This is a genomic window from Chryseobacterium sp. SIMBA_038, from assembly GCF_046535115.1.
Taxonomy (GTDB): Bacteria; Bacteroidota; Bacteroidia; order Flavobacteriales; family Weeksellaceae; genus Chryseobacterium.
In genome coordinates this window covers 840,102-866,006 of sequence record NZ_JAWRXH010000001.1, presented here as the reverse complement: position 1 = coordinate 866,006, position 25,905 = coordinate 840,102, and the positions used below count along the sequence as shown (strand labels likewise).

Annotated in this window: 21 protein-coding genes; 10 read left to right on the top strand and 11 right to left on the bottom strand. The window is 33.5% G+C overall.

The window, feature by feature from the left end; all coding sequences use genetic code 11:
- Positions 1-27 precede the first annotated feature (27 nt).
- Positions 28-3,369 (bottom strand): SNF2-related protein, encoded by a 3,342-nt coding sequence (locus SB689_RS03980; protein WP_410690840.1) that lies wholly within the window; start codon positions 3,367-3,369, stop codon positions 28-30.
- Between the two features lie 268 nt (positions 3,370-3,637).
- Here SB689_RS03980 and SB689_RS03975 point away from each other — a divergent pair, with 268 nt between their 5' ends.
- Both SB689_RS03975 and SB689_RS03970 read left to right on the top strand, forming a co-directional pair.
- On the top strand, positions 3,638-3,814 hold the full coding sequence (locus tag SB689_RS03975) for a histone H1 (protein ID WP_054509314.1): 177 nt from the start codon (positions 3,638-3,640) through the stop codon (positions 3,812-3,814).
- A 410-nt stretch (positions 3,815-4,224) separates the two neighbouring features.
- Positions 4,225-5,796 carry a M20/M25/M40 family metallo-hydrolase gene (locus SB689_RS03970; protein ID WP_410690839.1) on the top strand — a complete coding sequence of 524 codons (1,572 nt, stop codon included), beginning with the start codon at positions 4,225-4,227 and terminating at the stop codon, positions 5,794-5,796.
- Positions 5,797-5,969: 173 nt separating this feature from the next.
- Here SB689_RS03970 and SB689_RS03965 read toward each other — a convergent pair whose 3' ends face one another.
- The 4 genes from SB689_RS03965 to SB689_RS03950 form a co-directional block, all read right to left on the bottom strand.
- Positions 5,970-6,374: an RDD family protein gene (locus SB689_RS03965; protein WP_410690838.1), complete on the bottom strand. Its 405-nt coding sequence runs from the start codon at positions 6,372-6,374 to the stop codon at positions 5,970-5,972.
- Between the two features lie 10 nt (positions 6,375-6,384).
- Positions 6,385-8,508 carry a Tex family protein gene (locus tag SB689_RS03960; RefSeq protein ID WP_410690837.1) on the bottom strand — a complete coding sequence of 708 codons (2,124 nt, stop codon included), beginning with the start codon at positions 8,506-8,508 and terminating at the stop codon, positions 6,385-6,387.
- Positions 8,509-8,638: 130 nt separating this feature from the next.
- On the bottom strand, positions 8,639-9,226 hold the full coding sequence (locus SB689_RS03955; protein WP_410691286.1) for a TonB-dependent receptor plug domain-containing protein: 588 nt from the start codon (positions 9,224-9,226) through the stop codon (positions 8,639-8,641).
- A gap of 152 nt (positions 9,227-9,378) precedes the next feature.
- A complete protein-coding gene (locus SB689_RS03950; RefSeq protein WP_410690836.1) occupies positions 9,379-11,037 on the bottom strand; it encodes a hypothetical protein in 1,659 nt (552 codons plus the stop codon).
- Positions 11,038-11,359: 322 nt separating this feature from the next.
- On the opposite strand from SB689_RS03950, the gene SB689_RS03945 reads away from it, so the two are divergent.
- A complete protein-coding gene (locus SB689_RS03945) occupies positions 11,360-12,037 on the top strand; it encodes a YceI family protein (protein WP_410690834.1) in 678 nt (225 codons plus the stop codon).
- 132 nt (positions 12,038-12,169) lie between these two features.
- Here the strand turns inward: SB689_RS03945 and SB689_RS03940 are convergent, their stop codons facing one another.
- Complete coding sequence (locus SB689_RS03940) at positions 12,170-12,526, bottom strand: hypothetical protein (RefSeq protein ID WP_410690832.1); 357 nt, start codon at positions 12,524-12,526, stop codon at positions 12,170-12,172.
- A 71-nt stretch (positions 12,527-12,597) separates the two neighbouring features.
- On the opposite strand from SB689_RS03940, the gene SB689_RS03935 reads away from it, so the two are divergent.
- Positions 12,598-12,876, top strand: a complete 279-nt coding sequence (locus tag SB689_RS03935; protein WP_410690830.1) for a DUF1294 domain-containing protein — start codon at positions 12,598-12,600, stop codon at positions 12,874-12,876.
- Between the two features lie 18 nt (positions 12,877-12,894).
- On the opposite strand, the gene SB689_RS03930 is transcribed toward SB689_RS03935, so the two are convergent.
- Together SB689_RS03930 and SB689_RS03925 are read right to left on the bottom strand one after the other, a co-directional pair.
- Entirely contained in the window at positions 12,895-14,430 is a 1,536-nt protein-coding gene (locus tag SB689_RS03930) for a glycosyl hydrolase family 28-related protein (RefSeq protein ID WP_410690829.1), read from the bottom strand.
- A gap of 161 nt (positions 14,431-14,591) precedes the next feature.
- Positions 14,592-16,082, bottom strand: coding sequence for a glycosyl hydrolase family 28-related protein (locus tag SB689_RS03925; RefSeq protein ID WP_410690828.1), 1,491 nt, complete (start codon positions 16,080-16,082; stop codon positions 14,592-14,594).
- 227 nt (positions 16,083-16,309) lie between these two features.
- On the opposite strand from SB689_RS03925, the gene typA reads away from it, so the two are divergent.
- Complete coding sequence (typA, locus tag SB689_RS03920; protein WP_072412679.1) at positions 16,310-18,118, top strand: translational GTPase TypA; 1,809 nt, start codon at positions 16,310-16,312, stop codon at positions 18,116-18,118.
- Between the two features lie 220 nt (positions 18,119-18,338).
- Positions 18,339-19,949 (top strand): glycoside hydrolase family 10 protein, encoded by a 1,611-nt coding sequence (locus tag SB689_RS03915; RefSeq protein WP_410690827.1) that lies wholly within the window; start codon positions 18,339-18,341, stop codon positions 19,947-19,949.
- An 82-nt stretch (positions 19,950-20,031) separates the two neighbouring features.
- Here SB689_RS03915 and SB689_RS03910 read toward each other — a convergent pair whose 3' ends face one another.
- A complete protein-coding gene (locus tag SB689_RS03910; protein ID WP_410690826.1) occupies positions 20,032-20,205 on the bottom strand; it encodes a bacteriocin-like protein in 174 nt (57 codons plus the stop codon).
- A 208-nt stretch (positions 20,206-20,413) separates the two neighbouring features.
- Here SB689_RS03910 and SB689_RS03905 point away from each other — a divergent pair, with 208 nt between their 5' ends.
- Both SB689_RS03905 and ychF read left to right on the top strand, forming a co-directional pair.
- On the top strand, positions 20,414-20,965 hold the full coding sequence (locus SB689_RS03905) for a ferritin (protein WP_410690825.1): 552 nt from the start codon (positions 20,414-20,416) through the stop codon (positions 20,963-20,965).
- 143 nt (positions 20,966-21,108) lie between these two features.
- Positions 21,109-22,200 carry a redox-regulated ATPase YchF gene (ychF, locus tag SB689_RS03900; protein WP_410690824.1) on the top strand — a complete coding sequence of 364 codons (1,092 nt, stop codon included), beginning with the start codon at positions 21,109-21,111 and terminating at the stop codon, positions 22,198-22,200.
- A gap of 123 nt (positions 22,201-22,323) precedes the next feature.
- Here ychF and SB689_RS03895 read toward each other — a convergent pair whose 3' ends face one another.
- Entirely contained in the window at positions 22,324-22,482 is a 159-nt protein-coding gene (locus SB689_RS03895) for a bacteriocin (protein WP_157886058.1), read from the bottom strand.
- A gap of 280 nt (positions 22,483-22,762) precedes the next feature.
- On the opposite strand from SB689_RS03895, the gene SB689_RS03890 reads away from it, so the two are divergent.
- Entirely contained in the window at positions 22,763-23,701 is a 939-nt protein-coding gene (locus SB689_RS03890) for a helix-turn-helix domain-containing protein (RefSeq protein ID WP_410690823.1), read from the top strand.
- An 87-nt stretch (positions 23,702-23,788) separates the two neighbouring features.
- Positions 23,789-24,553 carry an SDR family NAD(P)-dependent oxidoreductase gene (locus tag SB689_RS03885; protein ID WP_410690822.1) on the top strand — a complete coding sequence of 255 codons (765 nt, stop codon included), beginning with the start codon at positions 23,789-23,791 and terminating at the stop codon, positions 24,551-24,553.
- A gap of 101 nt (positions 24,554-24,654) precedes the next feature.
- Here the strand turns inward: SB689_RS03885 and SB689_RS03880 are convergent, their stop codons facing one another.
- The gene (locus SB689_RS03880) at positions 24,655-25,803 is read right to left on the bottom strand and encodes a methionine aminotransferase (protein ID WP_410690820.1); all 1,149 of its coding nucleotides are present in this window, start codon (positions 25,801-25,803) and stop codon (positions 24,655-24,657) included.
- Positions 25,804-25,905 lie beyond the last annotated feature (102 nt).

Genomic DNA, 25,905 nt, shown 5'->3' with positions numbered 1-25,905 from the left:
GCTCTTGTCTCTTTTGTGGTTGAATTTTCACTCCAAGATTTCCAGAAGATCACTTTTACTAAAACCCTGTAATTTTGATTCACTGGTTTTTATTAATCCCTGAGCAAGTTTACTTTTTTTCTTTTGAAGATTTAAGATTTTTTCTTCAACGGTATTAGAGCAGATCAGTCGAACGGCAATCACATTTTTGGTTTGCCCGATTCTGTAACTTCTGTCGATAGCCTGATTTTCCGAAGCGGGATTCCACCAAGGATCTACGAGATAAACGTAATCTGCTTTGGTAAGGTTAAGACCTACACCGCCAGCTTTTAAGCTAATTAAAAATACACGAATATTTTCATCGGTCTGAAAATTATTGACTTTAGTTCCACGATCTTTAGTTTGACCTGTCAGATATTCGAAAGGAATATTTTTCTTTTCTAATTCAGCTTTAATAAGATCCAGCATACCAACAAACTGAGAAAACACAAGAATTTTATGTTCCTTCGATTTATTTTCAATCTGCTCGGTCAAGATCTCTATTTTAACGGAATTATCTCCTGAATGACCTTCTTTCAACAAAGCAGGTGAATTACAAATTTGTCGAAGTTTCGTTAATCCTGTCAAAACATGCATGCTGTTTTTGAGGGTTTCATCATCGGTAGATGCAGAAATAAATTCACGAAGCTCACGTTCATAAGTGTCGTAAATTTTGCGTTGTTCTGCATTCATTTCGCAATAAATGACCATCTCTGTTTTTTCAGGAAGCTCTTTGGCGACTTGCTTTTTGGTTCTTCGGAGGATAAAAGGATTTATTTTCTGCTGAAGCTCTGTTCCTCGTTTGGTATATTCAAATTTATCGATCGGGATCGCGTACGTATCTTTAAAATATTGCTTACTTCCCAATAATCCCGGACAGGCAAAGGAAAGTTGTCCGTACAGATCAAAAGTATTGTTTTCAATAGGTGTTCCGGTTAATACAATCTTATTTCTTGATTGTAAAAGACGGGAAGCTTTGTATTTTTCTGAATTTGGGTTTTTAATCGCTTGAGATTCATCAAGAAAAATATAATTAAAATGAAAGGTTTTCAGAAAACGAATGTCTGAAAGAAGCATTCCATAACTTATCAAAACCACTTCATATTGATGCATCAATTCGGTTGTTTTCTTCCGGTCGGCTCCATAATGAAGCAATACTTTGATGGAGGGTGCAAATTTTTCAATCTCTTCCTGCCAATTGAACAGCAAAGAAGTGGGAACAACAATCAGATTGGTCGTCGGTCCATATTTTTCCCTTTGATGCAAGATAAAAGCGATGATCTGTATGGTTTTACCCAATCCCATATCGTCAGCAAGGCAACCTCCAAAATTAAAGGTATCAAGAAAACCTAGCCAATTTAATCCGTCTCGTTGATAATCTCTCAATTCTGCTTTTAATTCAGCAGGAACGGCAATTTCAGGAATGTTTTTGGTTGTTGAAAAGCGTTTTGAATAGGTCGTAATTTCTGCATGTACCTCATCACTAAGAATTTCTTTTTCAAAGAGATTTGATATTTCTGTAAAATTAATTTTCGGAATTTTCAATAATTCTTCATCAATATCTCCCACCTGAAAATATCGGGTGATTTTATTGATCCATTCATCAGGTAAAATACCTTGAGTACCATCATCAAGCTGAATAAACTTTGATTTGTTACGAATTGCTCTGTGAACCTGTTTTAATGAAGCCTCTTTTTTACCAAATTTTACAGCTAATTTAGCATTAAACCAATCGACACCGCTGGTGATCTGGATGTCTACTTTAGCTTTATTTGGGTTTAATTTATTGTTCTTTAATTCATTGAATCCAAGAATGGTTATCTTTTCATTTTTCCATGCTTCAAAGGCTTCCAGAAACCAATTTTCATCCAGAAATTTATCTTTATGGAGGTAGAAATACTCGGTTCCGTCCATTTGCTCTTCAAATTCAGGATGTTGTTTCATAATGATTGAAGTCAAACGATCTTCTGCATTATGATTTCGTTCGATGGTGAACTGATTTCCATTTTGATCAGTATCAAATAATTGTTTTCTTGAATAAACGACAACCTCAACCGAACCATATTTCATAACAGGTGTAATGGATACAAAATTGCCTTTCTGTTGCAAATAGATAATTCGTTCAGTCTTAAAATCTTTCTCCGCCAATTCCACCGGAGTTGCCTGACGAATATAGCTGTAATTGATATGGATATACTGTTCTAGTGAAGATAAAACAGTCTGTAAAAATTCCTCATATTTTGATGCATGAATGATTAATATTTCGTTGTTTGATTTGAAAAACTTAATCACACGAAGCATATCAGGATTATCAACCATACTAAGTGTATTTTGAAAATAAACAAAATAATCATTTCGGATAACCACATTTTTAAAGGGAAGTGAAATATCATTGAATAACAGTTCACCCGTAATTTCGTAAAAAGGATCTTTCTTGAAAACGGTAAGCTGTATTTCTGATTTTAATATGTTTAAATGAACCGGAATTAAGGATTTAGAAGAAATAGTTTCAGCTACATTGTGATCGTGATAATAAACATCCAAGTCCAAAGGATTCTGAACGATCAGTTTTAAAGCCTGTAATTCTGCAGGGCTTTTCTCTTCGCTGTACTTATTTTGAAAGGTAAGAATTGCTGTGTGAAATTTGATCTCTGCGGGCTGTTCTGCTTTCCAGATCAGTTGTATGGGATCAATGGTTGTAATTGGATTTTTGACTTTTCCTGATTGAGTAATATCAGCTTCCATCAATGAAAAATTTAATTGATTGTAAAAGCGATGTTTCCCAATAACCAATATTTGTCTTTTGTCAGTATTCTGAACTGCTAATTCATCTAATATTGAAACACGCTGGGGAAGAAGATCTAATTTAAAAACCTGTTCGTCTATTTGAATGAGCTCTTTTATTTTGGGTTGAATATCCAATTTTCCATCGGTATATTCAATGTTAAAATAAGCATCCAGATTTGTTTCATTTTCCAATCCAAAACCTTTGGCGACTACCATTAATGATCTTTGTCTTAAGTTGTGATCAAAAAAGATTCGGAAGTTTTTCTGCTCCAGAATAGAATGAATAATTTCGGCTTGATGCTCGCAGAGTTTATTAGTTTCATTATCACATGAACAGGCAGTAATCAACGAAGTTCCAACCTGACTGACGGAAACGTTGGGGAAATCAATCACAGAAGTTGATCTTGTAAATACTCCGGCATTAGATTCCAAAGCAATAGGGTAGATGTCTCGGAAATCTTTATTTTCTATAAAATTTGCCGTTTGGGTATGCTTCAAAAGTTCATATATAGAAAGTGTACTGATGTTCGTATTCGGTAAAATATATTCCTTTGGCAACTCCATGGGCACTTACAGACAAATAATTTAGTTATTTAGCGAATTTACATAAAACCGATAAAAGGTCTTCCCGAAAATCTGATTTTTATTTTAAATAAATCTGAGCCTTACCCTACATTAGCTTTTGATAGAGGGAAAATGGGTGCGAATTGGCTTAAATTTTTTTGTTTTCATTCCAAATTTTAATAATTCTCGATTTTTATTAAGTTTTTTTGACCTTAACTATTGCGAAATCCACCATAAAACCTATATTTGCACCCTAAATTTTAAAATAATGAAAGAACTAATTGAAAAAATCAACGCGGAATTTGAAGCATTCACTGCTGAAGCAAACCAACAAGCAGAAAAAGGAAACAAGGCTGCTGGAACTAGAGCTCGTAAATCAGCTTTAGAACTAAGCAAATTGTTCAAAGATTTCAGAAAAGTTTCTGTTGAGGAATCAAAAAAATAATCGATCCCAAAATCGATATAAACCGGCTTCATTGAAGTCGGTTTTTTTTTGTTTATAAATATGTTCAAACTTTTTATTTTAACCACAAAATATACAAAAGCTAGTGTTTTATTTGAAAACAAAAGTTCTTAAAAGAATAAAAATTACAGATTTTTAACAACTTATGTGCTCTTAATTTGTAGTTTATTATTAAACTTAAAATAACTCATGTGTTAATCTTTTGCATCTTTTGTGGTTAGAATAAAACTTTATGTAGTCAAAACCTTAATCTTCTTAACAACTTAATGAATCTTAATGGTTAAAAACTAAAGTTTAAATATCAATCATAAGATAAAAATCATTCTGTTTTTCTTCTTTATCCTCCTCAGTTTTCCCCGAATTCCTTTATCTTTATCCCAATCAATGAAATTATGAAGATAAATCGCTTTTTTGTGACGCCTGCGGTAGTATTGGCGGTGCAATTTTCATGGGCTCAGGCGCAAACCGGCTCGCAGGAAAAACTGAATCCTATTGTTGAAAATTTCGTGAATGAAGTAAATAACCATTCTCAGCTTGAAGATATGGCATATGAACTTCTTGATGGGATAGGACCTCGTTTGGTTGGAACTCCTGAAATGCTTTCTGCCAATGAATGGACGGCCGAAAAACTTCGTTCTTGGGGAGTTGATGCCAATCTACAGCAATTCGGAACATGGAAAGGCTGGCAAAGAGGAATTACGCATGTAGACATGACGTATCCTCGCATAAAATCATTATCTGCAACACAATTAGCATGGAGTCCATCAACTAAAAAAGCAATTGAAGCTGAAGTTGTTGTTCTTCCTAAAGTTTCTTCTAAAGCTGAATTCGATAAATGGTTGCCTTCTGCAAAAGGAAAGATCGTTTTGATGGCGCAGTATCAAAAAATCGGACGTTCTGATGAACAAATTAAAGAGTTTGCAACGCCAGAATTATATGAAAAATTAAAAGCCGAAAAAGAACAGGCTTCAAAAGATTTCCGTGATTACGTAAAGAATATCGGGTATGATAACAATACGCTTCCAGAAGCTTTGGAAAAAGCAGGTGCTGTCGGAATTGCCATTTCCAACTGGACAGGAATTATGGGTGCCAACAGAATTTTTGGAGCAAAGACAAGCAAAATTCCAATGATCGATATTGATGTTGAAGATTATGGAATGCTTTTCAGAATGGCTGAAAAAGGCAGTAAACCAAAAATTAAAATTGAAGCTCAGTCAAAAGTTCTTCCTGATGCTAAAACTTTTAACACCGTCGGAATTATCAAAGGAAAAGAAAAACCAAATGAATATGTCATTCTTTCTGCCCATCTTGATTCTTGGGATGGCGCTCAGGGTGCAACAGATAACGGAACGGGCGTTTTAACGATGCTTGAAACGATGAGAATCCTTAAAAAATATTATCCAAATAATAAAAGAACAATCGTTGTCGGACTTTGGGGAAGTGAGGAACAAGGTTTGAATGGTTCCAGAGGTTTTGTGGCTGATAATCCTGAAATTATAAAAGGAATACAGGCTGTATTTAACCAAGATAACGGAACAGGTCGCGTTGTGAATATCAGCGGACAAGGATTTGTAAATTCCTACGATTACATCGGGAAATGGCTAAATGGAGTTCCGAAAAAAGTAAAAGATCAAATCAAAACAGATTTCCCAGGAATGCCTGGTGGAGGAGGATCTGATCACGCTTCTTTTGTCGCCGCAGGAGTTCCCGGATTTTCTTTAAGTTCCCTGAATTGGGGATATTTCGGATATACTTGGCACACGACTAAAGATACGTATGACAAGATTGTTTTTGATGAGGTGAAGAATAACGTAATTTTGACGGCATCATTGGCTTACATGGCATCCGAGGATCCGGAATTTACCAACAGAGAGAAAAGAGAAATGCCTTTGGATGATAAAGGGCAGGTTACAAAATGGCCGGAAGCGAAGCAACCGAAGAGAGATTCTAAGGATTTTAAATAAAAAGGAAGTAGCTTAATTTTAAGCTACTTTTTTTTCTTCTAACAGTTTTTTGATTTTCAACAACTGGGTTTCTTTGACAATATATGTTTTGCAAAGTTTTTATTGTTCATGTGCATACTTAAATCCGTTCTAAAATGTGTTTGAGTTCCAAATGCGACATCTTTGGTGGTATATTATGAAAAGGAGGGATAGAAGTTGGATAAGCACAAAAAATTCCTCTTTAATGATGTAGAAAAATTGGGGAAATTTCCAAAATCGTCAATAACGATCATTCTAAAAATCTTTTTTCCAAAAGTTGTTCCCCAAACTGTTTCGGTAATACTTCCAAGAATAATAACTGGTGGGATTGAAAACAAGAAAGATAGAATTGGAGCCAGTTTAAAAATGAAAAGAAAAATAAGAAAGAAAGGTATCAAATCAATTATTTTAGCCCATTCTCTTCGTTTTTCACTATCTGAAAAATCAGCTTTGAAAGGTAAATCATATTCAAATTCATTATAAATACGGTTACCTTCCAAATCAAAATTTCGTGTCGCTCGGCGGACTGTTTTTCTTTCTTTTAATTCTGAAATTTTCATGAATTTTTAATTAAAGAATCATACTCAACTGAATCCTTTTTCTCGCCTCATCCACTTCAGTCACTCGCACCTGAACATGTTGGTGTAGTTTTACGATCTCATTTACGTCAGAAACAAAACCTTCTTTTAACTGAGAAATATGAACCAATCCGCTTTCTTTGATTCCAAGGTCTACAAAACATCCGAAAGCTGTAATATTATTGACAATTCCCGGAAGAATCATTCCTACTTTTAGATCTGTCATCTTTTTTACGCTAGGATCGAATTCAAAAACTTTTGCTGCTTTTCGAGGATCTAAACCTGGTTTTACAAGCTCTTTTAAAATATCTTTTATTCCTAAAATTCCGATGTCGTCGGTTGTGTACTTTTCAGGTTGAATTAATTCTATTTTCTCTTTATTGGCGATCAATTCATCGGTTTTAATACCAAGATCTTTTGCCATTTTTTCAACAATTTTATAAGCTTCAGGATGCACTGCAGAATTGTCCAACGGATTTTTCCCATGAGTAATTCTAATAAACGCCGCTGCCTGTTGATAGGCTTTTTCACCCAAACGAGGAACTTTTTTCAATTGTTTTCTGTCTTCAAAAGCTCCGTTTTCAGCTCGGTAATTCACGATATTTTCAGCCATTTTCTCTCCAATTCCGGAAACATAACTTAATAACGACTTACTTGCTGTATTTAAATTGATTCCGACAGAGTTTACACACCTCATAACGGTAGAATCCAATTCGTTTTTTAACTGAGTTTGATCTACATCATGCTGATATTGCCCAACACCGATTGATTTAGCATCAATTTTAACCAGTTCAGCCAACGGATCTGCTAATCTTCTTCCGATAGAAACCGCGCCACGAACAGTTACATCATAACTTGGAAATTCATCTCTTGCAATTTTACTCGCAGAATAAACTGATGCCCCAGCCTCCGAAACTACAAAAACTTGCAAAGGTTTATCAAATCCTATTTTTTTGATGAAAAATTCAGTTTCACGGCTTGCGGTTCCGTTTCCGATAGAAATGGCTTCAATATTATAAGCATTTACCATCGAACGGATCTTTTTCATCGCCATTCCCGACTCGTTTTGCGGGGCGTGAGGGTAGATGGTTTCGTTGTGGAGTAAATCTCCTTTTTCGTCGATACACACGATTTTACAGCCACTTTTATATCCAGGATCGATTGCTAGAATTCTTTTTTCTCCCAAAGGTGGTGCTAATAATAACTGACTTAGATTTTCAGCGAAAATTTCAATGGCTTTTTTATCTGCTTTTTCTTTGGCTTCCTGCAAAGTTTCGTTTGAAATTGCGGGTTCTAGTAGTCTTTTATAGCTGTCTTTTATGGCTAATGCAATTTGATCTGAACTTTCATTATTTGATTTAATGATCGCATTTTCAATAAAATCAATGGCTTCTTCTTTGTCAACTCCGACATTTGTTTTCACAAAACCTTCTGATTCTGCTCTTAGCATCGCAAGAAGTCTGTGAGATGGGGTTTTATATAAAGGTTCGTCCCACTCGAAATATTGGGAGAACTTTTGTGCGCCTTCTTCATCCTTTTTGGCTTTAACAACTTTAGATGTAATCAAAGCTTTACGCTGAAATAATCTACGGAGATTTTTACGAACGTACATATTTTCGTTGATCCATTCTGCGATGATGTCTCTTGCTCCCTGAAGTGCTTCTTCTTCTGATGCAACGTTTTCATTTAAATATTTTGAAGCTAAAAATGCTAAATCATTACTTTTCTGACTCATAATAATTCTAGCCAAAGGTTCCAAACCTTTTTCTTTGGCAGCATCAGCTTTTGTTTTTTTACGTTTTTTGAAAGGTAAATAGAGATCTTCAAGCTCCTGAATATCGAAACTTTCTTCTATTCTTTGTTTAAATTCTGGTGTTAAGGCGTTTTGTTCTTCAACAGATTTTAAAATCGTTTCTTTTCGCTTTATAATCTCTTCAAACTGTTTGCTGATCTTTGAAATTTGCTCTATCTGTACTTCATCCAGATTTCCTGTTCTGTCTTTTCTGTAACGCGATATAAAAGGGATCGTACAATCTTCCGCTAATAACTGAAGCGTTGCACTGATACTTTTTTCGGAAATGTTTACTATCTTCTGGATGAATTCAATATTTGTCATTCTGTAAAATTAAAGTGCTAAAATACTGACTTTTTTTAATGAAGTTTTCTAATTTATCAAAAGGTACCTTAAAATAATAGTCTAACTCCATTGAAGTTAGACTATTATGTTTTTTTATTAAAGATGATTTTTAGGGAAGAATTTCATTATAGTAAATAGGAGTGTCATTATTTCTGTCAAATCCTATTATAATTACTTTATAATTTTTCGCATCATCATTATTGTAAAACTGTACATTGGTTGGTTCTTTTTCTTGAACTTCCAGATATGGGTTCCAATAAAGTACACTGCGTGTATCCTGTGAAATATCTTTAAAACTTTGGTTTTCATAATTAGGATTATTGAAAGGGGCTTCCTGATCGTAACCATTTAAAGTTATTTGCCTTAACTGCGAAGGTTTTGATGAGTCAGTGATTGATCCACTAGAACCTCCTCGTCGAGTGTAGATGGCTATTGCCCCGTTTCCTCCTCCTCCAAAACCACCTGCAAAAAATCCTTTTATCACTTTTACCATCGCAATATCAGACACGGAAAGACTTGAGATTTGATTAGCTTCTATGGGCATCTCGTCAAGATATATTCCTACTTGACTACCTCTTAAATAAGGAGTAGATGTTCCATTTTGTGATTGGATCTGCAAACCGGCAACTCTTCCTTGTAACCATTGTAAAATATTTGTTGAACCTTGAGCCTGAGGATCGTTTACAAAGTCAAAAATTTGTTCATTAGCACTTCTGAATAAGCCACTGCTTAATTCACTATTCAGTTTTTTTGTTTTATCTTTTCTCTGTCCTTTTATAACGACCTCTTCAATATCTGTTATTTTTTCATTAATGACTTTTTGGGTCTTTAAAGTTGTAATTGATCGGGTTATTTCTGTTGATAATTTATCTTCTGTAGTTCTTCTGTAAGCTTGAATGCACTTGTTGGTAACTCTTTTTTATATGGAATGAAACTGAAGTTAGGTTGAAAATAAACAGATGATTCATTTTTAGATTCTTTTGAATTTAACTGATATGAAAACTTCATTGAATTCTCAAAAGCTAGATTATTTAAAGTGAAAAAACCATTATTATCAGTTTTTACCTGAAGGAGTTTGGTGCCTGATCCTGAAGCAAACATCAAATTTAGATCTGTATTAGGAGCGGGTTTCCCTTGAATATTTACTTTTCCTTTATAGGAAAGATAATTTTCCGGTTGGTATCTTATCGATGGATAATTTCCTGATATGATGTATTTCCAAGCAAAACGTTTCCATTTTTCAGAGATTAAAAGGGCATCCAAAGCATCTACATTTCGGTTTTTGGTAAAATATTGAGAAGGATGTGATATGTTTGATGTAATGTCACCCGTAAGCCATAATGTACTGAGAAAACTTTGCTCTTCTTCTGAACTGTTAGTATTAGAATCAATTACTAAGACGGTATAATTTGAACAATTAATATCTTTAGTAATGTCAAAAGAGCTTTTTTCACGAGAACCATTTTTTATAGATAATGATTGAAGGGCAGGCTTTTTTATTTGTAATAATTGAGGCTGTACAAAAGTAAGTCTATTAGCAACAATGTTTTCTTTGTCATCAAAAACTGTAAGTTGTAAAATTCCGTTTATCAATTGGTTATTAGGAATAGAATATTGAAGTCCGTCTGATATTTTATTAATTTTAGCCTTATAAACAAGCTGATTATTTATGGTTCCCAATACTTTATAATATTGCGCTTCTGGTGAAATATTTTTTGTTTTTAAAGTGTATTTAACATTATCTGCACTGCTTATCACTTGTAGGTTGAGCCCTGAAGATGAAACTTCAGGCAGATTAATAGTTTGTTTTTGTCCTTTTTTATCTTGAACAGTTAGCTGGTATTTTTTTCCACTTTCCGGAGTGATATTAAATAGTCCAACGTTTTGATCAAGCCCTTTGAAAGTAACGATTTTCGTATCAGGTTTATCTATTTCTGATATATAACCTTCCCATTCTGACGGAGGTACATCTTTTGATTGTAAACGTACTGCAAATTTTGTATTGATACCATTTACAAAAGTTCCACTTTCAGGATAAACAAAAGCTGACCATGCAGAATTTGTATCAGGTGTGATTTTTTCGGGAGAAGATGGATTGTAAACAATGATAGGTTTTATTAATTGAAAATCCTCACTGAAATTAGCCATCCAAGTTGTATAAGCTCTTATATAATAAACATTTTCTTTTAATGTTTCAGGTAGTAAAATGCTGCCACTCCCTTCTCCATTTAAGAGAGGAAAAATTTTTTTGCTTATTTGATTTTTATTACTGTCATATAATTCAACAAATAAAGAAGTTGAAATATTAGAAGGGCTATAGCCTTCAAACACAAAAGATTTAAACCAAATATTTTCTCCTGCTACATAGTTCTCTTTGTTAAAGAGAAGATGGATTTTCTCCTGAGGATATTTTTGTTCAAATGTTTTTAGAGCTTGTTCTGCTTTTTCTTGAGCCTGATATGAATTGAAAGCTCCTAAAATAAACAATAAAATTAGTTTTTTTGACATGGTTGGAATGTGTGTTTTTAAAATTGAAGGGTCAAAAATACATTTTTAATCATTGTATGGCAATTAATTTTGTTATCTAGTCTTTTGTTTTATTTGTAATAAATGTTTTTGATGTAATATTTTTCAATTATAATAGATTTCAGTTAAAATCATTAAATTTTGCTTGTTGAGGATTAACTTTTTTTCATTTCTTGATGTATGTTAAGGTGATAAAAAAGTGTTTTTTCTATTTTTGACCTATTAAAATTAAGGAAGTGAAATATTAATTTGATAATTTCGTTCACCTTATAATTCAGAATAATAAATTTTTACAATAATTAATATGAAAAAACTTAGTGTCATTGCATTAGTAGCTGTAGGTTTGCTTGCAGCATCATGTAATAAAGAAAAATCTGCAGAAACTGCTGGTACAGCTACAGAAAAAACTGTTGCAGAAGGAAAAGGTGAAGTTTTAGCGGTTGATGCTGCAACTTCTTTAGTAAACTGGAAAGCATTCCATAAAGGTGGTTTTGCGCCACGTTGGGGAACAATTAATGTGAAATCCGGTGACTTAAATGTTGAAGGTGGGCAACTTTCCGCAGGTAATTTCGTTATCGACATGGCTTCTATTAAAGTAGATCCTGCATCAGTAACGGAAAAAGATAAAAAACCGGCAGACTTGGAAACTCACTTAAAAAGTGCTGATTTCTTTGACGTAACAAAAAATCCTACTTCTGAGTTCAAAATCACAAGTGTAACTGATTTAAAAGATGCACCTAAAGATGCAGTTGCCGGAGCTAATAAAACAGTAAGTGGAAACCTTACTTTATCTGGAAAAACAGTTAACGTAACTTTCCCTGCAAAGGTTGATGTTACAGAAAACTCGGCTGCTGTTCAGGCTAAATTTACTGTAAACAGATCAGATTGGGGAATTAAATTCGGAACTTCTGAGGCAGATCCTGCAGAATGGATGATCAGCAAAGACATCGAAATTGCTGTAGATGTAAAGGCTAAAAAATAATTGTTAGACCATAAAAATGGGAGAAGCTGCTTTTTTATTAAGGCAGCTTTTTTTATTTTGAAATTTTAAAATATTGAATATAGTAACTTCAAAGAGAAGTTATTGAGACGTTTTTATCTGAAATGTTTTAGATTAATTTAAAAACTGAGAATTCTTTATTCTCACACAATATTCACTCCCCAAATACAAAGGATTACCATGTTTCTCAGACCAAAAACCTTCCAATACATCCTTACTTAAACAACGGTATACTGCAACACCTTTATAGACTTTTTGATCATCATCTTTATAATTAAAATTGAGAACTAAAATCTCATCTTTATAAAATCCTGTACCGTTTTGTACATGATCACCAATTATCCATTGCGCGATAATACGGTTGTTTTCATCGATCGATAAAGTTAATATACCATGGTAAGAAGGTTGGTCAGATTCTTCCTGATTGGAACCTTCAATAGAATAATTTCCTACCAAATCCATTACAGTCATTGATTTTGCTTTTATTGGACAAATTTAAGAAACTTTGTTTTTATTATTCTTTTTATGTTAGATTTGTTGGAATGTTTTATTTATTATTAATAGCCAATCTTGTCACTTTCCTAGTCTTTGCTTTAGATAAAAGGAAAGCCGTTAAACATCAAAGGAGAATCTCAGAAAATACACTTTTATTCATTACATTTTTGGGCGGAACAATCGGATCGGTGCTTGGAATGTTGATTTTCAGACATAAAATTTCGAAAAAGTCTTTTTTGTTGAAGTTTGGATTGGTTGTTTTAATTCAGATTGTAATAATTTACTTTCTTGTAAAATATCTATATAATCAAAGCCTCATCAATTGATGAGGCTTTGATTTTTAATTAAGCATCAGTTCCATCTGCATTTACCCATTTTGTTCCTTGCCAATAGATTGGTTTTTCTATAGTTAAATCAAAATATGTAAATCCATAATCTAAACTATTTGAAGGTCTTTCTGAGGTTGTTCCGTACCTTTTTAGATCCGCAACCATACCGTCTGCATTTCTCCATGATGCACCATCGAAAAACTGAGGTTCACTTTGTGAGGTGTTATAAAAATTATAACCTGCAATTGGATTAAAAGGTCTTTTGTTCAAATCTCCGATATCACCAAATGTTTTATAGATTTTAATATCCTGATCGTAATATTTAAAATCATTTACAAAACCATCTACGTACACCGTTCCCTCATAATTATCTTCAACCAACATTCCGGATTCTATGAAAAGATTTTTTAAGTGTACAATATTATTTGAAGTTAAACCAGCATTATATTTAATTAAAAAATCGTTAGCATTACAGTGGCCTGCGGTTAATCCATCAGCCCAAATATTTTCCAAGGAGAATGATGCGCTTTCAGATGCTACCAAAGCATAATTTTTATTTTGCTCAAAATGAATATCCCTAAAAGATAAATTTCGGGTAATCCCTTTTATTTCAACTCCGGTTTCATTGTATTCAAAAATAGAGTTTTGAATCCATGAAGTTATAACGGCATGAGCTCCTGTCAATAATCCATTAATTAACATTCCTGTTTTACATCCTGTGACCCAGATATTATTGAAAGTAACTGTTGTACTTGGTCCTGAACCCGGAGAATCTTCATAGAGAATTCCGATTCCTGTAGAGTTTTGAACTTTGAAATTCGAAATTTTTATATTTACAGGCAATTTTATAGTTAATCCTGTACTTACTTCATTCCCATATGAATCTGATCCTACACCAAAAAGCCTAGTAATAGTAACATCATCAATAATAGAATCCGGCGCCCCATATAAGATAATTCCGCCTTGGGAAAATGTTATATTTCTAATAATAATAGATTCTGACATTAATAAATTTGTCACATGATTCTTCACATCATATTCCTCCCCTGTAATGTTAGTAATACATGCATTTGGACTCGCTTGATGTAAAATAACTCCTTTTTTACTTTCTCCTAATAGGGTTGTATTATGGGGGAGTACTAAAGTTTCAGTTAATTTATATTTTCCATTTGGAATGTATAATGTAAATCCTCCAAATTGAGCATTGCTATCCAATCTTGGACGGAATAATTTAGTTCCGGTTTCAATAGCCTTTATAAAGGCTTCTGTATCATTATCACCTACGTCATCTTTGTTTAGATTTCCTTTAGCACCAAACCATTTTACGTTGATAATATTTTCTCTAAAAATAACATCACGAACATAATATTCCGTGCCTTTCTTTCTATAAATAGCAGAGTCTTTTTTGCTGTCATCCATTGAAGTTCCATCAATCCAGGTTGTAGTTTTTATATAATTGACATTTTCCAAAGTATTACTGTCAATTAACTGAACAAAGTCATCACTAGGAAAAGTACTTCCTGTACTAAAGAAATCGTTTGTGTAAATCATAATTTGTTTTTAAGAGTTAAATAATTAATTATATATTTTCTTGCAAGAAATCTATGTGACAAAAGTAAATGTAGACAGCGCCAGAACTTGACGTATTAATTTATTTTTACAACTTTTTTATACAATGAAAGCCCCATCAATTGATGAGGCTTTCATTTTAATTAAGCATCAGTTCCATCTGCTTTTACCCATTTTATTCCTTGCCAGTAGATTGGTTTTCCTAGCGTGGAATCAAAAAAGTGTTGTCCGCTATAAAGATTATTTACAGGACGTTCTGAAGATGATCCGAATGTTTTATCGGTGATATATCTTCTTTCTGCATCTATAAATTGCTCATTAGATCCGTCACAGAAAAACTTTGGAGCATTGTCTCTCCAATTATTGTTAACAAATTCTGTGAATTCATCTTGATTTTGAGAAATAAATAAATCCAATTGTTCTTTAGTTGTTAATTCAAAGACATTTCCTGTGGAAGTATTTCTGAAATGAGTGAAGAATTTATAAGGAGAAATATTTTCATCCGAACTTAGATAATAATTATTAATAAATTTATTATCCGATGCATTATTTCCATAAAACCATACTAAGTAAGGTTGAATAAGGGCTCCATCCATAAATATTCCAGCCGCAGGAGCAAAGAAACAATTATTAAATATATTAGAATGAGAAGAATAGAGAACAATACTTACCAAATGTGCCTCGAAATAACAATTTGAAAAATTAATATTTTGACAATTTTTCAGAGTTACCGCTATTCCTGCTGAAGATTCCGGTGATTTATTGAAATCAATATTTTTAGAATAATGGGCAAAATTAGCCTCTAATAAACAATTAGTGAAATAGCAGGCATAAGAATCAGACATTGAAATACCTGTTGAATTTAATCTTATTTCTGTATTAACCACAAAAACAGATGTAGAAGCAATAGAAGATTTAGTTGTTAATAAACCAATTCTGTTATTAAGTATAATAGTATTGGTTATATAAATATAACTAACCTCATTGCAATGTATCCCTGCTGTTTCAAATCCTTTAATGGCAACATTTTGAATATTTATTTTTGTTGTTTTATCAATTAAAATTCCTTTTCCATAATCACTAGGAATATCCGGTCTGAAATCATAAGGACTTATCTTGTAAAAATTTCCGGCAATTGTTAGATCACTTATAATTGTGTAATCATGTTTTTCGATATTAGAATTTATTGCAGTTCCATCATCAGTAGGGAAAAGAACTGCAATGTCGTTCTCATCAGTAAATAAAATAGTTCCGTGTTGAGAACCTCCTCTTAAGGTACAAGAAGTAGGGAAAAGCAACATACTAGAAATTTTGTACCTACCATCCGGAATAAAACAACAAAGATTAAAGGTAGAATTATCAATTTTTCTTACGTCTCTCATATTGAGAAGGAAATTAAATGCAGTTTGAATACTTTGGGTATCATCATTGATTCCGTCACCTTTTGCACCAAACCATTTTACATTAATATGATCTTCAATATATCTTTTATAATAAAGATTGTTGTGTTTAATGTAGATGACACCATCGCATTCATTATCTGTCATTGTTGTAGTACCATCGTACCAAATACTTGTTTCAATAAAATCTACAGTTTCGCCTGTATACTGATCTGTGAGTTGGATTGTGCTCATTTTTTAATTTTTTTTAAGAGTTAAATAATTAATTATATATTTTCTTGCAAGAAATCTATGAGACAAAAGTAAATGTAGACAGCGCCAAAACTTGACGTAACATATTGCTGATAGGCTTTTTTTATGCAGATTTTTTCAATACTCTCATTATTAAATTGTTAAATAATACATAATCTTACTAATTATTTAATTAAAAAACACTATTTTTGCACCCGTAAAAATCATTCATGCAAAACATTAGAAATATTGCGATTATCGCACACGTTGACCACGGTAAGACGACTTTGGTGGACAAGATTATTCATGCTACAAACATTTTCCGAGAAAATCAGGAGAGTGGAGAATTAATAATGGATAATAACGATCTTGAAAGAGAAAGAGGGATTACCATTTTATCTAAAAATATTTCTGTTACTTATAAAGACGTTAAAATTAACGTAATCGATACTCCCGGTCACGCCGATTTTGGTGGGGAAGTAGAGAGAGTTTTAAAAATGGCTGATGGAGTTATTTTGTTGGTGGATGCCTTTGAAGGTCCAATGCCTCAAACAAGATTCGTACTTCAGAAAGCGTTGGAATTAGGATTAAGACCATTGGTTGTTATCAATAAAGTTGATAAACCAAACTGTCGTCCTGAGGAAGTTCATGATAAAGTTTTTGATCTATTCTTTGCTCTTGATGCTACTGAAGCACAGTTGGATTTCCCAACATTCTACGGTTCATCTAAGCAAGGTTGGTTCAACACTTCATTAGAGCAAACAGAAGATATTTTCCCATTATTAGATGGTATCTTACAATATGTTCCGGAACCGAAAGTTGAAGAAGGAAACTTACAGATGCAGATCGTTTCTCTAGACTTTTCTTCTTTCTTAGGAAGAATTGCTATCGGAAAAGTAATCAGAGGAGAGATCAAAGAATCTCAGTGGATTGGTTTAGCTCAGGCAGACGGTAAAGTATTGAAAGGAAAAGTAAAAGAACTTTACGTTTTTGAAGGATTAGGTAAGAAGAAAGTTACAGAAGTTAAAGCTGGAGATATCTGTGCTGTTGTCGGTTTTGAAGCTTTCCAAATCGGTGATTCTTTCGTAGATCTTGAAAATCCTGAACCATTGCCAAGAACTTCTATTGATGAGCCAACGTTGAACATGACGTTCTCTATCAACAATTCACCTTTCTTCGGGAAAGATGGTAAGTATGTGACTTCTAATCACCTGAAAGAAAGATTATATAAAGAATTAGAGAAAAACTTAGCATTAAGAGTTGAACAAACTGGTGATGCAAACACTTTCCTAGTATTCGGTAGAGGTATTCTTCACTTGTCAGTTTTGATTGAAACAATGAGAAGAGAAGGGTATGAAATGACAATTGGTCAGCCACAGGTTATCTTGAGAGAAATCGACGGAGAAAAATGTGAGCCTTATGAATCATTAGTTGTTGATGTTCCAGAAGAATTTGCTTCAAGAGTTATCGATTTGGCAACTCAGAGAAAAGGAGATCTTCACATTATGGAAACTAAAGGTGAAATGCAACACATGGAATTCGAAATTCCTTCAAGAGGTTTGATCGGATTGCGTTCTCAGATGTTAACTGCTACTGCTGGTGAAGCTATTATGGCTCACCGTTTCACAGAATACAAACCTTTCAAAGGGGCAATTCCTGGAAGAAGTAACGGTGTTTTGGTAAGTAAAAGTCAAGGTCCGGCAACTGAATATTCTATTGCGAAACTACAAGATAGAGGTAAGTTCTATGTTGATCCGGGCGAGGAGATCTATGCAGGTATGATCATTGGTGAGCAAAACAAACCAGGAGATTTGGTTATCAATATTGTAGAAGCAAAACAATTAAATAATATCCGTGCTGCAGGTAAAGATAAAGATGGTGGAGTTGCTCCAAAAATCTTATTCTCTCTTGAAGAATGTATGGAATATATCCAATCTGATGAAGCAATTGAGGTAACTCCAAACTTCATCCGTATGAGAAAGAAAGTACTTTCTGAAGAAGAAAGAAGAAGAATCGAAAGATCAGGAAAAGCTTCATAAGTTTTTTCTATATAAATCAAAGCCCCGAATTTTTCGGGGCTTTTTTGTTTTCCGGTTAGTATATTCAATAGGAGCGGACTAAAGTCCGCTCTTAATATTTATATCATTAAATTGGCTTTAGCCAAAACTTATTTTTGTGATTATAAAAATTAGTTAAAGTCATCTGATTATTTATTACATCATATAATTAAAAAAATAATTTAATGTAGTTTTGCAAACTATGAAAATAAATAATTTAAAACTCATCATATTTTTGGGCGTCCTAGCCTCGTGTAGCAGTGCAAAAACGGCTAATAATAGTGTTGTAAGACCAGCTCCAACAAAAAGTTCGACAAAACCTAATAACAATACTTCAAAGCCAAATGTACCTGTTGTAACGACAAAACCAGTTACCGCTCTACCAACAGAAGAAATTTTTAAAGTTAATCTTCCTGAAATCAACAGAGAATTTCGCGGGGCATGGATCGCGAGTGTTGCGAATATCAATTGGCCTTCAAGAAATAATCTAACCGTTGATCAGCAAAAACAGGAAGCGATCAGCATGTTGGATATGTTGAAAGATAACAACTTCAATGCGGTTATTTTCCAGGTTAGACCTTCTGCGGATGCTTTGTATACGAGTAATATCGAACCTTGGTCATATTTCTTAACAGGCGAAACGGGAACGGCGCCTTATCCTAATTACGATCCTTTACAATTTTGGATCGATGAAGCACACAAAAGAGGGTTGGAGCTTCATGTTTGGTTAAATCCTTACAGAGCGCATCATACAAACGGAGGTTCGCCAAACAGTTTATCGATGGCAAATAAATTGTCAGACATTGTTGTAAGATTAAAAAACGGAATGTATTGGTTTGATCCTGCCAATCCGAAAACGCAAGGCCATGTTTCCAATGTCGTTAAAGATATTGTAAAAAGGTATGATATCGACGCCGTACATTTTGACGATTATTTCTATCCTTACGCAACTTATAATAAGGGCGCAGATTTCCCTGATAATGCTACATGGAATGCTTATCTAAGCAGTGGAGGAACATTATCAAGAGAAGATTGGAGAAGAGATAATGTGAATAAATTCGTAGAACGTATCTATAAAGAAATTCATGCTGAAAAAAATTATGTAAGATTCGGGATCAGTCCGTTTGGTATTTGGAAGCCCGGATATCCTGAAGGAATCGTTGGTTCTTCTCAATATGACGAATTGTATGCTGATGCTAAATTATGGTTAAATAAAGGCTGGGTAGACTATTTCTCGCCACAATTATATTGGCCAATCGAATCAAAAGGTCAGCCTTTCGGGGCGTTATTAAATTGGTGGAAATCTGAAAATACAATGAACCGCCACTTATGGCCGGGATTAAATACAGTCGAAATAAAATCTTCAGACCGTCCGACAGAAATTAAAGATCAGATCGAATTATCAAGACAGATTTTAGGAAAAGATGCGGGAGAAGTTCATTGGAGTATTGCAGGATTGACCAAAAATTCAAGCATGTTACCAACTTTAAAAAACGGACCATATAAAGAGAAAGCATTAGTTCCAAAAAGTCCTTGGATAAAAGCTTTACCATTACAAACTCCGACATTATTCACAAATGATAACGGAAGTTCAATACAGGCAAGTTGGAGCAGTAAAAATATAAAAGACGTTTTCCAATGGGTACTTTTCACGCAGTATAACGGAGTTTGGGAAACTCAAATTTTAACGATAGAAAATCTTACAAAAGATATTCCTAAAAATAAAGACGGCAAAACATTAAATGCCATTGCCATCAAAGCCATCGACAGATTAGGAAACGAAAGCGATTACATGGCAAAAAAAGTGAAATGATTTTCTTTAGTAAAATAATAAAAACCAGTTCAAAAGAGCTGGTTTCGTTTTTTTAATGGATTTAAAGTAATAAAATCCTTGTTTAATTACTCAGATTAAAACAATCCAAATCCGGACACAAAAGCATTTGAACCTGTGTTAAATTAATAAGTCCTGTGTCAGCCAATGAACAAAGAAGTTTACATACCGGATCAAGTAATCCACCTCCCGAAACACTTTTCAGCTCGTCTCTGTCTAATTTTTTTAAATTTTTCATGATAATAATTTGTATGGTTAATAAGATTCTAAAATAGGAATAATTGTAATAAATCGATCTTTTATATTTTAGAATAACTATAAATTATCAATTTAAATCAATGAATTTCAATTTATTATAAACTTGTTTGAAGTGTTTTAATTAAAATTAATAATCTTCTCGGAATCATTTTTGCATCATTACTATTAATCACACAAAATTATACATTATGAATACTAAAAGACTTTCCGACAATATGGAAAAAGCATTAAGCGATCAAATGAATAAAGAAATTCATGCTTCACACATTTTTCTATCTTACGGAATTTGGGCTGATGATAAAGGCTATCAGGGAATTGCCAACTTTCTTTACAGACATTCGCAGGAAGAAAGGAACCATTCCATCAAGTTTATGGAATACGTACTGAACAGAGGAGGAAAACCGAAAGTAGACGCTATTCCCGCTCCACCAAAGGATCCAGAGTCTTTAACAGATTGTTTTGATGGTGTTTTCAGACACGAAGTTGATAACACAACCTCAATTTACAGGCTTGTAGATCTGTCTTTAGAAGAAAAAGACTGGGCGACGTGGAATTTCATGCAGTGGTTTGTTCAGGAACAGATCGAGGAGGAAACATTAGCATCTAATTTAATTGATAAATTAAAAATTGCCGGCGGTGACAGAGCTACCGATGAATCTCTATTTACTTTAGATAAAACCTTACAGAATGCACCAAACGACGTTCCTTTAGCCCAAAATGCTACAGGTGATAACCCATAAAAGCCAAATTGGTGATATAAAAATTATTGAAAATCTGTCAGAATATTGGCAGATTTTTTTATTATGAAACTCATACTAAATTCACTATCTTTGCACACCTTTAACGAGCAATAGTGAAAACTATTTCTAAAAGCTAAGAATATATGAAATGTGGAATCGTAGGCTTACCGAATGTTGGTAAATCAACTCTTTTTAACTGTTTAAGCAATGCAAAAGCTCAATCAGCAAACTATCCTTTCTGTACAATCGAACCGAATTTGGGAACTGTTTCAGTACCGGATCACAGATTGTTTGAATTGGAAAAATTAGTAAATCCCGAGAGAGTTTTACCAGCTGTTGTGGAGATCGTAGATATTGCCGGTCTTGTAAAAGGAGCGAGCAAAGGAGAAGGATTAGGAAACCAATTCTTAGCAAATATCCGCGAATGTGAGGCAATTATTCACGTTTTAAGATGTTTTGATAATGGAAATATCATTCATGTTGAAGGTTCGGTTGATCCAATGAGAGATAAAGAAATTATCGATATTGAACTTCAATTGAAAGATCTTGAAACTGTTGGAAAAGCAGTTGAAAAAGCTAAAAAATTCATCAAATCTGGAAAGAAAGATGATATTTTAACATACGAAACACTTCAAAATCTTGAAAAATTTATTGAAGACGGTAAAAATGCAAGAGAATTCCCTATGGATGATTTTGCAAAATCAATTATTGATGATGTTCAGCTTTTAACAAACAAGCCTGTATTGTACGTTTGTAACGTAGATGAAAATTCTATCAAAAACGGAAACGACTGGATCGCTAAGATCGAGGAAATGGCTAAAAATGAAAATGCTGAGGTTGTTGTTTTAGCAGCACAAATTGAAGCTGATATCAATGAATTAGAGACTTTTGAAGAAAGAGAGATTTTCCTTGAAGAACTTGGACTTACTGAGCCGGGTGTTAACCGTTTGATCAGAAAAGCATACGACTTATTGAAACTTCAAACGTATTTCACGGCTGGTGTTAAAGAAGTAAGAGCTTGGACAATCGGACAAGGATGGACTGCTCCTCAAGCTGCAGGTGTAATTCACACAGACTTCGAAAAAGGATTTATCCGTGCTGAGGTTATTAAGTTTAATGACTATGTACAATACGGTTCTGAAATTAAGATCAAAGAAGCTGGAAAATTAGCTGTAGAAGGGAAAGAATATATCGTTCAGGACGGTGATATTATGCACTTCAGATTCAACGTATAATAAGAGAATATTAAAGTTAGTTATAAATGAAAAACGCTTCCAATGTATTTTGGGAGCGTTTTTTGCAAACAAAAATACCGCTCAAAACAGAGCGGTATTCCTTTTGAAAATATATTATTTTAACTACGGTAATTCTGGTCTGCATTGCAATTGTGCGCAGCTTAATGATACTTTTTTGCATCCTCCGGTCCATGGATCGATGCAGTCTAGTAATCCTCCTTTGATGGTTCTTAATTCTTTTTTGTTTAATTTTTTTCCTTTAGGAACGTTTTGATTTTTCATAGTAATTGATTTTTAGTGAGTTAGTGAAAACGAAGTTATGAAAAATTATTATTAGTAAATCACATTTGTTGGACTTTTTTAAATAATATTTGATTTCTTAGAAGAAAAATTCGAACTCTGTTGAGTAGAACGTCTTTGTAAACGTTAGAACTTTTAGTAGTCAAAAAATCTTTGCAGACTTTGCATAAAAAAAATAAAGAATACTTAAAAATTATAATTCAATTGTCTTAATCTCAATTACGTAAAACTTCCTATATTTGAATTTTACAAACCAAAGGTCATGGAAAAAATTGCACACGCTTCTTTGGAAGATTTTTATAAAGAAATGACAGCCAAGCTCGGAAAAGACCTCGAAAGTATCTTTCCTAAAGGCCTTCACAAGGATATTGGTCACTTCAATGTTTTTGATATTGCTCAAACAATTGAAAAAATAAAGATCACTTCTGAAATGCCTTACAACAGAAGGAAATATTACAAAATCAGTCTTATCAGAGGAAAAAACAGGGCAGAATATGCAGATAAAGTTATTCAGATCAAAGGGAATGCTTTGTTGTTTGCAACGCCTAAAGTTCCTTATCATTGGGTTCCCGAAGATCCTGATCAGTCTGGGAGTTTTTGTGTTTTTACGGAAGATTTTTTCATTAAAAACAATTCAAGAAGTTCTCTTGAAGATTTACCGATTTTTCAGCCTGGAAATATTCCTTTGTTTGAAATTGATGACGAATTAGCCAATGAAATCGAACAACTTTTCTTTAAAATCAAAAAAGAAATCGCTTCAGATTATATTTTTAAATATGATTTAATCCGAAATTATGTGGTAGAACTCATCCATTACGGACAAAAATTACAACCTGCTACAAAATTGTCGACTTCAAATGATGCTTCATTAAGAGTAGTAACTTTATTTATAGAATTACTTGAAAGACAGTTTCCTATTGAATCCAATGAACAAAGATTACAGCTCAAAACAGCAAAAGATTACGCTGATCGATTGTCAGTTCATGTCAATTATTTAAACAAGAAATTAAAAGAAAATACAGGAAAAACAACAACTGAATTTATTGCAGACCGAATGATTCAGGAAGCAAAAATCCTTTTAAAACAAACAAAATGGAATGTCTCAGAAATTTCTTATGCACTAGGATTTGAGGAGATTGCCCATTTTTCTAACTTCTTCAAAAGAAAAACTAGGGTTACGCCTTTAGAATTTCGTTCGTGATTTGAATTTTGCAAATATCAGATTGATTTGAGCAAACACATCAGTGGTAAATTGTCGCAACTTTGTCTCATTAAAATAAACAACAAAATGAACACACAAACAAAAATCGCATTAGTTACCGGTGGAAGCCGCGGATTGGGAAAAAATTCAGCGTTAAAGATTGCTCAAAAAGGTCTTGACGTCATCATCACTTACAGAAGCAACAAGGAAGAAGCGGATAAAGTTGTTGAAGAAATTCAGGCTTTGGGAAGAAAGGCAATTGCTTATCAATTAGATACAAAAGATATTAAGAGCTTCGACGCTTTCGTCAAAACAGTTGGAGATCATTTGGAAGAAAACACAGGAAGCAGAAACATAGATTTCCTTGTAAATAATGCCGGAACAGCTTTATATGCACCGATTTCTGAGGTTACAGAAGAGCAGTTGGATGACGTTGTAGATATTCACTTCAAGGGAGTATTTTTCCTAACTCAAAAATTCTTGCCTTTTATTAATGATGGAGGAGGAATAGTGAATGTTTCTTCAGGATTAGCAAGATTTGCGTTGCCTGGATCTTCTGTTTACGGTTCAATAAAAGCAGGAGTTGAAATGCTGACAAAATATATGGCGAAAGAATTAGGTTCAAGAAAAATCAGAGCCAATGTTGTTGCTCCGGGCGCTATTGAAACTGATTTTGGCGGCGGAAGAACGAGAGATGACAAACATATGAACGATATGGTTGCCAGCATTACAGCTTTAGGAAGAGCAGGTTTGCCGGATGATATCGGTGGAGTAGTTGCTTTCTTGTGTACTGATGATGCAGGTTGGGTGAACGGACAAAGAATCGAAGCTTCCGGCGGAATGTTTTTATAAAATTAAAAATATTACACAATATTTAACGACTTAGGAGATGGAAGCGTTAAAAAATAAATATTGAAAAAATAAAAGCAGTAGAAATTTCTACTGCTTTTATTTTATAGTTTAGACAAATTTTCAATCGCCCTTTCCAAAGTTTCCTGTTTTTTTGCAAAACACAGACGAATCACATTTTCATTCACTTTATTTTTATAGAAAGAAGAAAACGGCACACTTGCAATTTTATGATTGATTGTTAATTCACTCGCAAATTCAAAATCATTTTTATCTGAAATTTTATCATATTTCAACGCTTGGAAATAAGTTCCTTCACAATCAAGCAATTCAAAAGAAGTATTGGCTAAACCTTGTCTTAAAAAGTCTCTTTTTTCCTGAAAGAATTGATTCAAATGATTGTAATGATCATCATTTTTCATGTATTCAGCCAAAGCTAACTGGATCGGAGTATTCACGCAAAAGACATTAAATTGATGTACTTTTCTGAATTCATCCGTTAAAGCTTTTGGCGCGGCACAATAGCCAATTTTCCAGCCTGTAACGTGAAAAAGTTTTCCGAAAGAGGCGACTAAAAGACTTCTTTCCTTTAATTCAGGATATTTGCAGATGCTTAAATGTTGTTTTCCGTCAAAGACAATATTTTCGTACACTTCATCACTCAAAATCAATATCGGAGTGTCTTTTACAATAGAGATCAATTCCTGAATATCATTTTCCTTTAAAATTTTTCCTGAAGGATTGTTCGGATTGTTAAGGATGATCATTTTTGTTTTGTATGAAACCAAATTTTTCACAACGCTCCAATCAATTTCATAATCTGGAGCTTTCATCTCAAATCGTTTTACAATTCCTCCGAAAAGCTCTACAGTAGGCTCATAACAGTCATAAGCAGGTTCAAAAATAATCACTTCATCATCTTTTTTAACGAAAGTCGCAATGGCTGTAAAAATAGCCTGTGTTCCGCCTGCAGTAACGGTTATTTCTGAATCGGGATGATAAACAGCTTGGTGACTGTTTTCAATTTTTCTTGCAATTTCTTCCTTTAAACCAATCATTCCACCCAAAGGTGCATATTGATTAAAACCTTTTTTAATGAAATGATCTACATGATTTAACAATTCAGAATCGGGCATAAAATCCGGAAATCCCTGTGATAAATTGATGGCCTCATTTTCATTGGCCAATTGCGTCATCTGGCTGAAAATCGTAGTTCCTACATCGGAAAGTTTAGAAAAAGGAAGTTGTATCATTAAAACAAATTTTTTACTTACACCGAATTTAATTTATTTTTTGCAATTCACTGTGGTAATTTCATAAAAAAGACTATCCGTATTGGGATAGCCTTCATTATT